The sequence below is a fragment of the Clostridioides sp. ZZV14-6345 genome, assembly GCF_020657775.1.
Classification (GTDB): domain Bacteria; phylum Bacillota; class Clostridia; order Peptostreptococcales; family Peptostreptococcaceae; genus Clostridioides; species Clostridioides difficile_D.
This window is the reverse complement of sequence record NZ_JAGWCX010000040.1, coordinates 1-14,199: the sequence shown is the minus strand read 5'-3', so window position 1 is coordinate 14,199 and position 14,199 is coordinate 1. Positions and strand designations below refer to the sequence as shown.

13 protein-coding genes and 1 riboswitch are annotated in these 14,199 nt (G+C 29.0%); of the genes, 12 read left to right on the top strand and 1 reads right to left on the bottom strand.

What is annotated here, in order from left to right:
* The first annotated feature begins 6 nt into the window (after positions 1–6).
* Entirely contained in the window at positions 7–804 is a 798-nt protein-coding gene (locus tag KGF39_RS11780) for a hypothetical protein (RefSeq protein ID WP_227822451.1), read from the top strand.
* 143 nt (positions 805–947) lie between these two features.
* Here KGF39_RS11780 and murC read toward each other — a convergent pair whose 3' ends face one another.
* Positions 948–2,300: a UDP-N-acetylmuramate--L-alanine ligase gene (gene murC, locus KGF39_RS11775; RefSeq protein WP_107596204.1), complete on the bottom strand. Its 1,353-nt coding sequence runs from the start codon at positions 2,298–2,300 to the stop codon at positions 948–950.
* Positions 2,301–2,518: 218 nt separating this feature from the next.
* On the opposite strand from murC, the gene purR reads away from it, so the two are divergent.
* The 11 genes from purR to KGF39_RS11720 all read left to right on the top strand — a co-directional run bounded on the left by purR (position 2,519) and on the right by KGF39_RS11720 (position 14,118).
* Complete coding sequence (gene purR / locus KGF39_RS11770) at positions 2,519–3,397, top strand: pur operon repressor (RefSeq protein WP_054275364.1); 879 nt, start codon at positions 2,519–2,521, stop codon at positions 3,395–3,397.
* Between the two features lie 154 nt (positions 3,398–3,551).
* On the top strand, positions 3,552–3,830 hold the full coding sequence (gene spoVG / locus KGF39_RS11765; protein WP_003421453.1) for a septation regulator SpoVG: 279 nt from the start codon (positions 3,552–3,554) through the stop codon (positions 3,828–3,830).
* Between the two features lie 212 nt (positions 3,831–4,042).
* Positions 4,043–5,422: a bifunctional UDP-N-acetylglucosamine diphosphorylase/glucosamine-1-phosphate N-acetyltransferase GlmU gene (gene glmU / locus KGF39_RS11760; RefSeq protein WP_227822450.1), complete on the top strand. Its 1,380-nt coding sequence runs from the start codon at positions 4,043–4,045 to the stop codon at positions 5,420–5,422.
* A gap of 94 nt (positions 5,423–5,516) precedes the next feature.
* Positions 5,517–6,467, top strand: a complete 951-nt coding sequence (locus KGF39_RS11755; RefSeq protein WP_003421448.1) for a ribose-phosphate diphosphokinase — start codon at positions 5,517–5,519, stop codon at positions 6,465–6,467.
* A 363-nt stretch (positions 6,468–6,830) separates the two neighbouring features.
* Positions 6,831–6,916: riboswitch (cyclic di-GMP riboswitch) on the top strand.
* A 158-nt stretch (positions 6,917–7,074) separates the two neighbouring features.
* Complete coding sequence (locus KGF39_RS11750) at positions 7,075–7,599, top strand: prepilin-type N-terminal cleavage/methylation domain-containing protein (RefSeq protein WP_227822449.1); 525 nt, start codon at positions 7,075–7,077, stop codon at positions 7,597–7,599.
* A 146-nt stretch (positions 7,600–7,745) separates the two neighbouring features.
* The gene (locus tag KGF39_RS11745; RefSeq protein ID WP_227822448.1) at positions 7,746–9,422 is read left to right on the top strand and encodes a GspE/PulE family protein; all 1,677 of its coding nucleotides are present in this window, start codon (positions 7,746–7,748) and stop codon (positions 9,420–9,422) included.
* Between the two features lie 11 nt (positions 9,423–9,433).
* Positions 9,434–10,642: a type II secretion system F family protein gene (locus KGF39_RS11740; protein ID WP_227822447.1), complete on the top strand. Its 1,209-nt coding sequence runs from the start codon at positions 9,434–9,436 to the stop codon at positions 10,640–10,642.
* 14 nt (positions 10,643–10,656) lie between these two features.
* Complete coding sequence (locus tag KGF39_RS11735; RefSeq protein WP_227822446.1) at positions 10,657–12,369, top strand: PilN domain-containing protein; 1,713 nt, start codon at positions 10,657–10,659, stop codon at positions 12,367–12,369.
* Positions 12,362–13,270 carry a type 4a pilus biogenesis protein PilO gene (locus KGF39_RS11730; RefSeq protein WP_227822445.1) on the top strand — a complete coding sequence of 303 codons (909 nt, stop codon included), beginning with the start codon at positions 12,362–12,364 and terminating at the stop codon, positions 13,268–13,270. Before KGF39_RS11735 ends, KGF39_RS11730 begins: the two co-directional genes overlap by 8 nt.
* A gap of 26 nt (positions 13,271–13,296) precedes the next feature.
* Entirely contained in the window at positions 13,297–13,863 is a 567-nt protein-coding gene (locus KGF39_RS11725) for a prepilin-type N-terminal cleavage/methylation domain-containing protein (RefSeq protein WP_227822444.1), read from the top strand.
* A 36-nt stretch (positions 13,864–13,899) separates the two neighbouring features.
* Positions 13,900–14,118: a type II secretion system protein gene (locus KGF39_RS11720; RefSeq protein ID WP_227822443.1), complete on the top strand. Its 219-nt coding sequence runs from the start codon at positions 13,900–13,902 to the stop codon at positions 14,116–14,118.
* Positions 14,119–14,199: the final 81 nt, after the last annotated feature.

Sequence of the window (14,199 nt, the reverse complement as noted above, 5' to 3'; positions counted from 1 at the left end):
GGTTAAATGAGTAAGAAAAGAAAGCTAAAGAAAAAAGCTGCAATATTAATAGGAGTAGTTGTTTTCTTTATAATATACTTTATATCCTTTAGAATAGGAATAAATATGGAAAAGGATAAAAGTGAGGTTCCGAAGAAGGTAGAAAAAGAAGAAGAAGATAATAGGTCTTTAATGACTCAAATAAAAGAGAAGAAGAAGGTTTATATATCAGACAAAAATATAGAAAACATAAAAATTGAAGAAGATATGTGGGATGAAATAAAGTTATTTTTCTCAGATTTTAAGAAAGTAAGAAATACTACTTCTTCTTATGAAGCAGTTTATGAAGGATATTCTGATGATGGAGTTAAATTTTCTACCGACCTTAACTTCTTTAGAGTGTATACTGTAAATAAAGAAGAATATTATAAAGTTCCAGTTGATTCTAAGAATGTTTTTAAGAAACTTTTAGATGAGAGTATATATACTTCGTTTGACCTTTTAAGTCACTATAAAGATTGGAAAGGGGTAACTATAACTTATGGAAAAGAAACTAAAAAAGTTCATAGATGGAAGTTTGATGATTTAGCACATAAGATGATTTCAAAAAGGGTTGTAGGAAAAGTTCAACCTGAGAAAAGTAAGGAAAGAAGTGACTATAACTTTACTATAAACATAAAAGGTGATAATTTTGCTGTAAAAGTTGATACAATGGGAAAAGATTATGTAAAAGTTACTTCTAAGAAAAATGTATCTTACTATGAGGTTCATACAAGTTTGTTTGATTACCTTAAAAATGAGATATTTGAAATTGGAAAGAAATAAGATTTTAAGAAGGGGGTGTCTCAAAATGAATTTTTTAGTTTATGAGGCACTCTTTTTTGTATGAAATCAAATGTATTTTCATCATTTTAACGATGAAAAAGAGGCTTATCTCTATTTTGAGACAGCCTCTAAATTATTTTATATTATTTTTCAACTAACAAGTCTGCAACTTTATAAATTGGACCAGCACCAGCAGTTATTACCAAATCATTGTCATTAACATTTTCACGTAAATATTTTACTATATCTTCAAATTCTTTTATATAGATAGCATCTACGTTGTTTTGATATAACTTTTCAACCAAGTCTTTAGAATGTATATCTCCTGGGTCATTTTCTCTAGCAGCATATATATCTGTTATGATAACTTTATCAGCTGCATAGAATGCTTCTGAGAATTCACCCAAAAGAGATTTTGTTCTAGTGTAAGTATGTGGTTGGAAGACGCACCATAAAGTAGATTTTTTTAATTTTTTAGCAGCAGCCAAAGTAGCTTTTAGCTCAGTTGGATGATGCGCATAATCATCTATTACTAAAGCATTATTATAATGTCCTTTAGCTTCAAATCTTCTTCCTACACCTTTATAGATTTTTATATTTTTTCTTATAGTCTCTAAATCAATACCAGAAACAAGAGCTGCCATTATAGCAGAAGAAGCATTGTATATGTTATGAAGACCATATACAGAAAGTTCAAATTCTCCTAAATCTTTTCCTTGATATTCTATTTTAAATATTCCATGACCGCTATTGTCGAAGTGAATATCTTTTATTATAGCATCATTATCAGAATCCCTACCATATTTTATAATAGTAGCTTTAACATCATACAATATGTCATCAACATTTTCATCATCGCCATTTATTATAAAATAACCTTCTGGGGGTAATAGCTTACCAAATTTATTAAAAGAAGCCTTGATTTCATCTATTCCAGAGAAATAATCAAGATGGTCTTCCTCAACATTTAAAACTATAGATATTTTTGGATTAAAATTAAGAAAACTATCTACATATTCACATGCTTCAGTTATAAAGTGGTCAGAATTACCTATCTTAACATTACCACCTATCATACTTAAGTTACCACCAACTAGTATAGTTGGGTCTAAGTCTGCATATTCAAAGATTGTAGACAACATAGAGGTTGTAGAAGTTTTTCCATGTGTTCCAGAAACTGCTATAGAATTTTTATATTCTCTCATGATTTGGCCTAAAAAAGTTGCCCTGTTCATTACTAATTTATTTTTTTCTTTAGCAGCTATAAGTTCTTCGTTATCTGGGTGAACTGCTGCTGTATAAACAACCATATTTACATTATCTGATATATTCTCTTTTTTCTGACCGATATAGATAGTTGCCCCTTGGTCCCTAAGTTTGTCTAATAGGTATGATTCGTTTGAATCCGAACCTGAAACTTGATAACCTTTATTGATACATATTTCAGCTAATGCACTCATACTGATGCCGCCAATTCCTATAAAGTGTATATTCATAATAAAACCACCTTTCTTTTTAATTAAGTCCTACAATATGAACTATTTCTGTGGTATAATAATATAATGTTCAATATTTTATAATTAATATGCATATAATATTATATGTATTTTATTTTTGAATATAATAAAACATAAGCAATATTATACCACAATAAGGATTGTTATGCATTAGTTAGTTTAACGTTATATAAAGGTACTTGTAGGAGGAAATAGTAATGAAATTTAAAAGAACAGAGAGAATTGGAGCAATAGTCAAAATACTGTCCGATAATCCAAATAAAATATATACATTAAGTTATTTTACGAATCAATTTAATGCAGCAAAATCAACAATAAGTGAAGATTTATTAGTTGTGAAGAATGTATTTGAAAAGCTACATTTAGGTAAAGTTATAACTATCTCAGGAGCAGCAGGAGGAGTAAAATATATACCTAAAACTTCTATAGCAGAAAATGCAGAGTTCTTAATGGAATTATGTGAAAAAATATGTGACAAGTCTAGAATATTATCTGGTGGTTTTTTATATTTGATTGACTTAATTTATGACCCTACAATAGCTGCTAAGATAGGAAAGATATTTGCATCAAATATTGAGTATGTGGATGCAGATTATGTTGTGACAATGGAAACAAAAGGTATACCTATGGCACTTATGACTGCAAAAGCTATGAATTTACCTCTAGTTATAATAAGAAAAGATATAAAAGTGTCAGAAGGTCCTACCCTTAGTATGACATATGTGAGTGGAAACAGCTCTAAGGTTGAAAGTATGAGTTTACCAAGAAAAGCTCTTAAACCAGATAGCAAAGTTATAATTATAGATGACTTTATGAGGGGTGGAGGTACTATAAAAGGAATGGTAGACCTTATGAATGAATTTGGTGCAGAGGTTATAGGTACTGGAGTATTCATATCTACAACTAATCCTTCTGAAAAAATGGTAAAAGATTATATTTCATTAATTCAGTTGGATGTTAATGGAGATAAAATAGTAGTAGAGCCAAACTTAAAGACTTTTAAAGATGAATATAGAAATGAAGATTTAGATGAAGAAGAAGATTCAGAATTTGAATTTGAGATAGATGAAGATTAATAAAAAAATATTTAGAAAAATATGTAAAAATAAAAAGAGGATATCCCTAGTTGCTCATAGAATTATTTAAAAAACAGTTTATATTAATTTATTCCAGCGATAATAATTTTAATATAAATTAATTTCTGTCAAAATCAAAGGGGGATATTTTGGTATGAAGATAACTGACGTAAGAGTAAGAAAATTAACAGAAGAAGGTAAGATGAAATGTATAGTTTCAATAACTTTCGATAATTTGTTTGTAGTACATGATATAAAAGTTATAGAAGGCCATAATGGCCTATTTATAGCAATGCCTAGCAGAAAAGTAGGCGAAGGTAATTTCAGGGATATAGCTCATCCAATAAATGCAGAAATGAGACAAGTTTTAGAAGATGCAGTTTTACAAGCATATCATGAAGCATTAGTTCAATGGGAAGTAGCTGCTGAATAACAATAAATATATATAATGGAGAGAGCCCGAACATTTAGGCTCTTTTTAAATGTAGAATTTCTATTAAAATATGTACTTTTTAGTAAAAAAGTGCTATATTATTAGTGATAACGTATATGTTGTATACAAATTGTTAAATAAATGTATTATAATGTATATTGATTGAGAGAATAATACGAATAAAATTAAATTTGATTGAATGGAGTGTATCAATGAACTTTAAAGCTATAATCCTTGCTGCTGGCAAAGGAACAAGAATGAAGTCTAAATACCCAAAAGTTATACATAAAGTATGCGGAAAAGAAATGGTCAACCATATTATAGATGTTTCAAAAAAATCAGGTGTAAGAGATACTGTTGTGATTTTGGGACATGAAGCTGATGTAGTAAAAGAAAAACTTGCAGAAGAAACTATAATAGCCATGCAAACAGAACAACTTGGAACAGGACATGCTGTAAAGATGGCTAAAGAATATATTAATGATGAAGATACAATTGTTGTACTTTGTGGAGATACTCCACTTATAAAGGAAGAGACACTAAAGAAACTATTTGAATATCATATAGAAAATAAATATCATGCCACAGTTCTTACAACAAGAGTTGGAAATCCAACAGGTTATGGTAGAATAATAAGAGATAAGAAGGGCGACCTCCTTAAAATAGTAGAACAAAAAGATGCAAATTCAGAAGAAAAAATGATAAGTGAGATAAACTCTGGAATTTATTGTTTCAATGGAAAAAGTCTTAGAGAAGCTTTAGATTTGCTAAATAATAACAATGCACAAGGCGAATATTATTTAACTGATACTGCTAAAATAATGAGAGATAAAGGATTAAAAGTGGGTGCATTTGCAGGTTCAACTATTGAAGAACTTATGGGTGTTAACTCAAGAGTAGAATTATCAAAGGCTGAAGAGATTATGAGAAGAAGAATAAATGAATCTCACATGGTAAATGGAGTGACTATAATAGACACTAACTCTACCTATATAGAATCTGACGTTGTGATAGGTAATGATACTATAATATATCCAGGTGTTATGTTACAAGGAAAAACAAAGATAGGTTCAGACTGTATAATTGGAATGAATTCATTTATAACAAATTCAGAAATAGGTGATGGTACAGAAGTAAAAAATTCAACTGTAATTGATAGTAAAGTTGGAGAAAATACTACTGTTGGTCCATATGCATATCTAAGACCAAAGAGTAACTTAGGAAACAATGTGAAAATAGGTGATTTTGTAGAAGTAAAAAATGCTATTATAGAAGATGGTTCAAAAGCATCTCACCTTTCTTATATAGGGGATGCACATGTTGGTAAAAATGTAAATATTGGATGTGGAGTAGTCTTTGTAAACTATGATGGTAAAAATAAATTTAAATCAATAGTAAAAGATAATGCATTTATAGGTTCAAATTCTAATTTAGTTGCTCCAGTAGTTGTGGAAGAAAAAGGATATATAGCAACAGGTTCAACAATAACACATGATGTTCCAGATGGAGCTTTGGCAATAGCTAGAGAAAGACAAGTTATTAAAGAGGGCTGGGTAGAAAAGAAGAATCAAAAAGATGACCAAAGTAAGTAGTTATATAGTTTATTATTTTGGCTAAAAAATTTAGCTCGAAATTATTATAAATTATATTCATTAGTATTTTAAAATTTTCAGGAGGGTTACATAAATGAATACTAGCGGAAGCGAGATTAAAATTATTGCAGGTAATTCATCGAAAGAGTTAGCACAGAAAATAGCTGACTATATAGGTGTATCAGTGTTAGATTGTGAAGTAGGTACATTTAGTGATGGTGAAATATGTGTAAACATGAATGAAACAGTAAGAGGCTGTGATGTGTTTGTAGTGCAATCTACTAATAGTCCAGTGAATGATAACTTAATGGAGTTATTAATCTTAATTGATGCGTTAAAGAGAGCATCAGCAGGAAGAATAACAGCAGTTATTCCTTATTATGGATACGCAAGACAGGACAGAAAGGCTAAGGCAAGAGATCCAATCACTGCTAAATTAGTTGCAAATTTAATAACTGCTGCTGGAGCAGATAGAGTATTAACAATGGATTTACATGCAGCTCAAATACAAGGATACTTTGATATACCATTAGACCACTTACTAGGTGGAACAATATTAGCAAATTATTTCAATGAAAAGAAAATAGAAGATTTAGTAGTAGTATCTCCTGACTTAGGAAGTGTTACTAGATCAAGAAAATTTGCTAATACTTTAAATGGAGAAGTTCCAATAGCTATAATAGATAAGAGAAGACCAAAAGCTAATGTATGTGAAGTTATGAATTTAATAGGTGATGTTAAAGGTAAAAATGTTATACTATTAGACGATATGATAGACACAGCAGGAACAATAGTTAATGCTGCAAATGCACTAAAAGAGTTTGGAGCAAAGGATGTTTATGCTTGTTGTACTCATGGTGTATTATCAGGACCAGCTATTGAAAGAATTGCTAATTCAGAGATAAGTGAGTTAATAGTTCTTGATACTATACAACTTCCTGAAGAGAAAAGAATAGATAAGATAAAGATAAAAACTGTAGCTCCTTTATTTGGTGATGCTATAAGAATGATATTCTCTAACGAATCAGTAAGCAAATTATTCTAATTTATTAGATTTATAGGAGTTGTTTAAAAGGATAAAAACCTTTTAAGCAACTCTTTTTTAGTATTTGATGATTTTATAAAATACTATATTGTAATAGCTTTTAGCTTTCAAATAAATACTAGCAAAGGATGGAAATGACAATGATAAAACTAAATGATAATTTATAAATATCTCCTTACGATATATGATGATTGTAGGGAGATGTTTCTTTTTGTGGAGTATAGTTATTTTTAGAAATCATGTTTGAATATGTAAATTTTTGGTATATATAAATAATATAACATGTGTTGCTAAAATGTGGTAACTATTATATAATATATGTGGATATGTATATCTATTATGAGTTATATATTATTCTGAATTTAATAAAATAGAAACGTTGATGTATGTTCTGTGATGTGGGCACCTTGGAGCATATTGAGTTAGTGGTGCAACCGGCTATGAAATTGTATTTATTTATAGATACTTCTATTTTCATAGTTTTTTTTGTTTAAAAAGGGTTATATGCTAGAAATAAATCTGGTTAGTACGTGTAAATAATTTTACTTAGATTTTTAACCAGATATATTATAAATAAATATTAATTAAAAATTGAGGGGGAATAAAAATGAAGTTAAGAAAGAATAAAAAAGGTTTCACTTTAGTGGAATTATTGGTAGTAATTGCAATTATAGGTATATTAGCAGTAGTAGCAGTTCCAGCTTTATTTAGTAATATAAATAAGGCTAAGGTAGCAAGTGTTGAGTCTGATTATAGCTCAGTTAAGAGTGCAGCATTATCTTATTATTCAGATACTAATAAGATACCAGTTACAACAGGAGATAAAACTGGTTTAACTAGCTTAAATGATTATATGGAATCTCTTCCTGATAAAGCAGATATAGGTGGAAAATATGAATTGATTAAAGTTAGTAATAAATTAGTATTACAGATAGGTACAAATGATGATGGAGTTACATTAACAGAAGCACAATCAGCAAAATTATTGAGTGATATAGGCGATAAAAAAATATATACAAGTATTTCAGCTGATAATCTTGGAAGTCCATTAACAAGTGCTACAAAAGTAGATAACAAAGCTCTATATATAGTTCTTATAGATAATACTGTGATGGATTCAAAAAATAATTAAGTCTATATTTTTATAAAAAATATTATGGATTCAATAAAAAGCATCTTAAAAAAACAGGAAGAAAATCTTCCTGTTTTTTTATACTATTTTCTTTAATCTCCAATCATAAATGATGATATAATTGAGATAGTAAAGGAGTGAAATCTGTGGCTAAAAAAGTTAGAATAGGAGATAAACTAGTCGAAAAAGGATACATAACAGAAGACCAGCTTAAATGGGCATTATCAGAACAAAAAAACAGCGGGAAAAGACTAGGAGAAATTCTAGTACAAGAAGGACTTATAGATGGTAACTTATTAATAAGTGTATTAAAAGAACTTTTAGATATAGAAAGTATATTTTTAGAAGGAACAGAAATAGACACCTTAGCTACTAAAATGGTTCCAGAAAATATATGCAAAAGATATACTGTATTTCCATTCAAAATTGATGGAAATAAAATATGTCTAGCCATGTCAGACCCACAAGACAGAGAAGCAGTTCAAGATGTAAGACGTATGTCAGGTAAAGACGTAGAGATATTTATATCAAATGCAGACGATATAAACAAAGCAATAGCTCATGCTTATGCACATTCAGAAATAAATAAAGCAATGACTGAGTACAACAAAAATAGAACTGGTGGAGTAAGAGAAACTGTAATACTTGAAGAAGATGTAAATGCTGCTCCAATAGTAAGATTAGTAAATAACATATTAGAAAATGCTGTTAGAATGGAAGCAAGTGATATACATATAGAACAAAGCGAAAATTATATGCGTGTTAGATTTAGAATAGATGGGATGTTAAGGGAATATATGAGGATGAACTCAGCACCATATAAGGCAGTAATAAGCCGTATCAAAATAATGTCAGATATAAATATATCTGAAAAAAGAATCCCACAAGATGGTAGAATCTATTTGAAAGTAGATAATAAGCCTATAGACTTTAGGGTTTCTACAATGCCAACCAATAGGGATGAAAAGATAGCCATGAGGGTTCTTGATAAGAGTAATTTTATGGTTAGTAAAGAAGTACTAGGAATAGACGAACATGGCTCTAAGATGTATGACGAATTGATAAACACTCCTTATGGGCTTATATTGGTTGTTGGCCCTACTGGAAGTGGAAAGACCACTACATTGTATTCAATGTTAAATCAATTAAATACAGAGAATAGAAACCTATTAACAATAGAAGACCCTATAGAGTATGAATTACCTGGTGTAAATCAATCTCAAATAAATGAAAAGGCAGGACTTACCTTCGCTAGTGGACTTAGAGCTTTTATGCGTCAAGACCCAGATATAATAATGGTTGGAGAGATAAGAGATACTGAAACAGCAGAAATAGCAATTAGAGCTTCTCTTACAGGACATTTAGTTTTAAGTACATTGCATGCAAATACAGCAGTTGGAGCAATTTCACGTCTTTTAGATATGGATGTGGAAAGTTTTTTGATAACTTCATCTGTTTTAGGGGTAATATCTCAAAGACTTACACGAAAAATATGTGAGCATTGTAAGGTTTCATATGAAGCAGATACTGGAGAAAAAAAGGCTCTTGGCATTGATGTAAATGAATCAGTAACTATTTATAAAGGGGAAGGTTGTGAAAGATGCAATAATACTGGATATAAGGGACGTCTAGGTATATTTGAAATGCTTGAAATTACTCCAGAAATAAAAGAGTTAATAGATTCATCTGCAAATCAAAGAGAAATTTTAAAGATGGCTAGAAAACAAGGTATGGTTAGTTTAAAAGAGGATATAGTTAAAAAGGTTTTAAATGGAAAGACAACAGTAGAAGAAATGATTAGAATAATTTTGATGACTGATTAAAGGATGATATTATGAAAAGTTTTAAGTATACAGTAATAAAAGAGGATGGAAAAAAGCAAACTGATGTGATTGAAGCCAATGATTTTAACGAAGCTAGAAGTCTTCTTAGAAAAAGAAATCTTAGAGTTCTTGAAATTAAAGAAAGTAAGAGTAAAAACATAAGTGTATTTAGTAGAAAGAGAAAAAAGGACTTAGGAGCTGACCAGATAAGCCACTTTTGTAGACAATTTGCGATTATAGTATCTTCTGGTATAAATAGTATTTCAGGATTAGAAACATTAGCTAGAAGGTCAACCAATGTTACATTGAGAGAAGAAATTAATCGTGTAGTGGCAGAAATAAAGGTAGGTTCTACTATTGCAGATTCAATGCTTTCACCAAAATCAAAGTTTCCAAAGTTACTTGGTGCTATGGTAGCTACAGGTGAGGCTACAGGTAAATTAGATGAAGTACTAAAAAGTATGGCTTCATTTTATTCAAGTGAACATAGAATTAAGCAAAAGCTTAGAAATGCAGCGACATACCCATTAATAGTTTTGATTTCTTCATTTATAATGATTTTTATATTTACAGCGTTTATGGTGCCTAAGATGATTAATTCAATTACAACAGTAGGTGCAAATCTTCCACTTATAACGAGAATTGTTATGTGGTTTGGTATGTTTATGAAAAAGTTTTGGATAATAGTACTTTTAGCTATTATACTATCTATTTACCAATTTAAGAAGTATCTAAAAACACCAGTTGGGAGAGCACATAAAGATAGAGTCATAAATAAGATACCTGTTTTAGGAAAAGGAATAAACTGCATGGTAGCTACACGATTTTCAAGAGCCTTGTATCTATTTGTATCAACAGGGTACCCATTAATTCAGGGACTTGATTACATTATAGATAGTGTAAATAATACTATGGCAGAAAAGATTTTAGCATCAGCTAAAGATGGAATAACAAGAGGTGAGGGCTTAGCAGAAAATTTACAGAGATATACATATTTTGATTCTGTATTGGTACAGATGATAGCTATAGGTGAGCAGACAGGGGAATTAGAGAATATAAGTAGACAGATAGCCGAATTCTATGAGTATGAATCCGAGATTTATTTAAATAGGATGGCATCAATGATAGAGCCTGTTTTAATAATTGCAGTTGGTATTATAGTTGCGGTACTGGTTGTATCAATATTTATGCCAATGCTTAGTATATATGATGCTATGTAGGAGGGAAAGGACAAATGAACAAGGTTTATGTATCATATTATGGCGATTCTATTTCCATAGTTGAGGGCAGATATAAACATGATAAAGATAAGTTTTATGTAAAAAATCTTAATGTGTTTTCAATAGAGGATATTGTGCAAGATTTTTCTAAGGAAAAGTATGCTCTATTGAGGTACGCATTAGAAAATGTGAAATTAAAATCAAGACATGTAGTTTTTTGTTTAAATACAAGAGATGTAATTCTAAAACCCCAAAAACTTCCTAAGATGGAGAAAAAGGATTTAGATGGATTTATGAAGCTAGAGATGGATGAGATGATGGCTTTGGAATCAGATGAATATGTGTTTTCATATGAAGTATCTAGTGAAACATATGATAATTCAGATGGTGATGAGGCAAGTTTAAATCTTATTATTGGAGCTATACAAAAGGAAGAAGTAAATGCAATTGTAGAGATAATGCATGAATTTGATTTGATATTAGATAGGATAGATACATTATCAACAGCTTATTTAAGAATTCTTAAAAATTTAGATTATAACGATATAATGGTAACCAATATAAGTGACAATAGTACAATTATAAATATATACAAGAAAGATACTTTATTTATCAGTGATAATATACCTATAAAGATAACTGCTAAAGACATGGATATGCAATTATTAAATGTAGTAGAAGAATCAAAAGGTCTTATGAATTACTATTCGTCAAGAAACTTTGGTAAGGTTACAGATACTATATTAATATTAGGAAAAAGATATTCAAATAAATTAATTTATGAAGCTTTTAGTTCTGCATTTTCAAATTATATTTCTCAAGGTCTTACTGAGATAATGGATATATCTGATATGATAACTGGAGATATAGATGAAGATGATATAAATTCAATTGTAGAGCTTTTAGGAAGTATGATAGAGCCTAAAGGTAAAAGGGATTTTGAAAATATAAACTTTTTACCAATAGATATACTTAGAAAACAGATGAAAGCTAAACAGATGAAAAATATATTGAAAATCGCGCCAATAGTTATTTTAGTACTTGCTATTCCTTATTTATGTTTAATTTTCTCAAATAGCTTAGTTAATAAAGAACTTGAAAATGTTAATGGTGAAATAAGAAATATTGAATCTGCATATTATCAGATTGGGAATATAGAAAAAATGATACAAAGCAAAAGCGAAGAAATAAAGGTATATGATATGTTAATTGGAAAAAAGGTAAAATGGGAAAATTTATTGGATGATATAGATAAAAATACTCCAAGCAAAGTTGAACTAACAAGTTTATCGACGACTTATCAAAATCTTGATACTACTAATAAAACTGATAACTCAAATAGCAATAAAACTACAACAGATAAATCAAGTAATAATGAAACAAAATCAAATACGAAAAGTGATAGTAATGGAGATAAAACAAATAATGATTTAAATGAAAGTAAGACTACAAATGTATCAGAAGCATTAACTGGAAATAGTGAGACTAATAATACCGACACAGATAAAGATGATAAAACTCCATTATATGATAAAATACCAAATGTTATAAATATAGAAGGAAATGCTAAAGATTCTTCTTATATAGGTCAATTTTTATATAAATTAAAGGGATTGTATTATTTCGAAGATATTAAATTACATAGCATAAAAAGTAATGAAGAAGATTCTAACTATACATTTAGTATTACATTATACCTGAAAGAAGGTGTATTAACTAATGAATAAAGATATATTTAAAAAAGACATAAAAGATATATTTAAAATGGAAGTTAGTCTAAAAGGAATTCTTATAAAGGTCATAATTTTATTAGCTATTTTATCATATGGATACTTTGGACTTTATCCTCAATATCAGAAATACGTTGCTACAAAAAATTCTGTAAAACAAGCTACAGAGAAATTAAATACATATAAAGAGAAAACAGCACTTATGCCAAAGTATGAAAAACAACTTAAGGAAGTTGAAAGTAAATTAAGAGAAAAAAGCAAAAATCTTTTGTATGATATGCAAGATGGACTTTTTTTAATAGGTTTAGATAAAAAAATGAAAGCTTATAATATTGACTTAACTAGTTATGATGTTGGAAGCGTTAGAGAATATGAACATTTTTATGGTATATCAACAACAATAAGTGTTAGAGGTGATTATAGAAATGTCAAAAAATTAATGGCTTATTTAGAAGAACAAAAAAATGTTACTCAGATACTAGATTATACAATGACTTCATATATAGAGCCAGAAAAAGAAGAAGAGGAAACGACAAGTAATAGGGATTTAATCAAAAATGTGAACATAAATAAAGATACAAAAATATATTGGGTAGAAGGCGAAGATAAGTGGCACTTATACAATGACTGTCCACTGATAAAAGAGGGAGAAATTCTAAAAAATGATAAACTTTTAGATAGGTCTACTAGTTATTTATGTAATACATGTGTACTTAGAGCTGCAACAGAAAAAGAAACAAAGAAAGAAATCGTAGCTCCAAAAGCAGAAGGTGTAGTAGATGCTACATTTAAATTTATAATGTACACTAAAGATAATACTACAATGATACTTGATACAGATAATCCATCTTTATGGAAACCAGGAAAATATAATCCATTTAAGTCTAGTGTGAAATAAAGTTAAATGGGCTTTAAAGATAGGTGATGAGTTTGTACAAAAATAATGAAAAGGGTCTTACCTTATTAGAAATAATAGTAGCTGTGTTTATACTGACAATAGTTTTAAGCATTTCTTATAAAGTGTTCAATGGTATAACATCAGCAGTAAAAAAGCAACAAATCATTACAGATGCTCAAGTGAATGTTAATCTAATTAATAAGTATCTAAATAGAGATTTGGAGAACTGCAAGGAGATAACTAAAACTAGTTTGGGAAGTAATTATGAATATAGTGTAGAGACTCCAGATAAAACTATAAAATATGAAGTTTCTATAGAAACTAAAAATAATACAGGTGTATACTCTGTAACAAGAATTCAAGAAAATACAAATGATGCTGAAAATGCACTTAGGGAAGAAATAATCTCTAATCAACCACTAGTTCAAAACAATAAAGAAATGAAGAAAACACCATTTAAAATAGAAAAACAAGCTGGTAAATCTATTTATACTATAAGTATATATTATAATGAATCAGTGCAAGAAAGTCAGAAAAATAGTGATTTAAATAACAAGACTTATACATTTGATGTTATGTCGAGAATTGGGTAACGAGAATTTATTTAAAAATAAGTAGGTTGATAAAATATGGGTAAAAAAAGTAGTGAAAAAGGGTTTTCCTTAATTGAAGTATTAGTAGCTATGGCTATTATGGGAATTATACTATTTGCATTTTTTTATATTATCAATACTAATAATAAAGTCAATACTAAAAATGAAACAGATATAAGTTCCTTAAACTATGTTCAAAGTGAAATAGAAAATCTAAGAGAAAAAATAAAAAGTGGAGAATTTGATTTTGATTAAAAAATAGCTATGCACACTTGTGACTTTAGTCATGAGTTAGTAGCTAAATTAGTCAGCATATAGGGAAACTTATATGTAGAG

What these genes read in the sequence shown, in the direction of transcription:
- KGF39_RS11780 (WP_227822451.1), top strand. Translation starts at nt 7, where the DNA reads ATGAGTAAGAAAAGAAAGCTAAAGAAAAAAGCTGCAATATTAATAGGA.
- murC (WP_107596204.1), bottom strand. Translation starts at nt 2,300, where the DNA reads ATGAATATACACTTTATAGGAATTGGCGGCATCAGTATGAGTGCATTA.
- purR (WP_054275364.1), top strand. Translation starts at nt 2,519, where the DNA reads ATGAAATTTAAAAGAACAGAGAGAATTGGAGCAATAGTCAAAATACTG.
- spoVG (WP_003421453.1), top strand. Translation starts at nt 3,552, where the DNA reads ATGAAGATAACTGACGTAAGAGTAAGAAAATTAACAGAAGAAGGTAAG.
- glmU (WP_227822450.1), top strand. Translation starts at nt 4,043, where the DNA reads ATGAACTTTAAAGCTATAATCCTTGCTGCTGGCAAAGGAACAAGAATG.
- KGF39_RS11755 (WP_003421448.1), top strand. Translation starts at nt 5,517, where the DNA reads ATGAATACTAGCGGAAGCGAGATTAAAATTATTGCAGGTAATTCATCG.
- KGF39_RS11750 (WP_227822449.1), top strand. Translation starts at nt 7,075, where the DNA reads ATGAAGTTAAGAAAGAATAAAAAAGGTTTCACTTTAGTGGAATTATTG.
- KGF39_RS11740 (WP_227822447.1), top strand. Translation starts at nt 9,434, where the DNA reads ATGAAAAGTTTTAAGTATACAGTAATAAAAGAGGATGGAAAAAAGCAA.
- KGF39_RS11735 (WP_227822446.1), top strand. Translation starts at nt 10,657, where the DNA reads ATGAACAAGGTTTATGTATCATATTATGGCGATTCTATTTCCATAGTT.
- KGF39_RS11730 (WP_227822445.1), top strand. Translation starts at nt 12,362, where the DNA reads ATGAATAAAGATATATTTAAAAAAGACATAAAAGATATATTTAAAATG.
- KGF39_RS11725 (WP_227822444.1), top strand. Translation starts at nt 13,297, where the DNA reads ATGAGTTTGTACAAAAATAATGAAAAGGGTCTTACCTTATTAGAAATA.
- KGF39_RS11720 (WP_227822443.1), top strand. Translation starts at nt 13,900, where the DNA reads ATGGGTAAAAAAAGTAGTGAAAAAGGGTTTTCCTTAATTGAAGTATTA.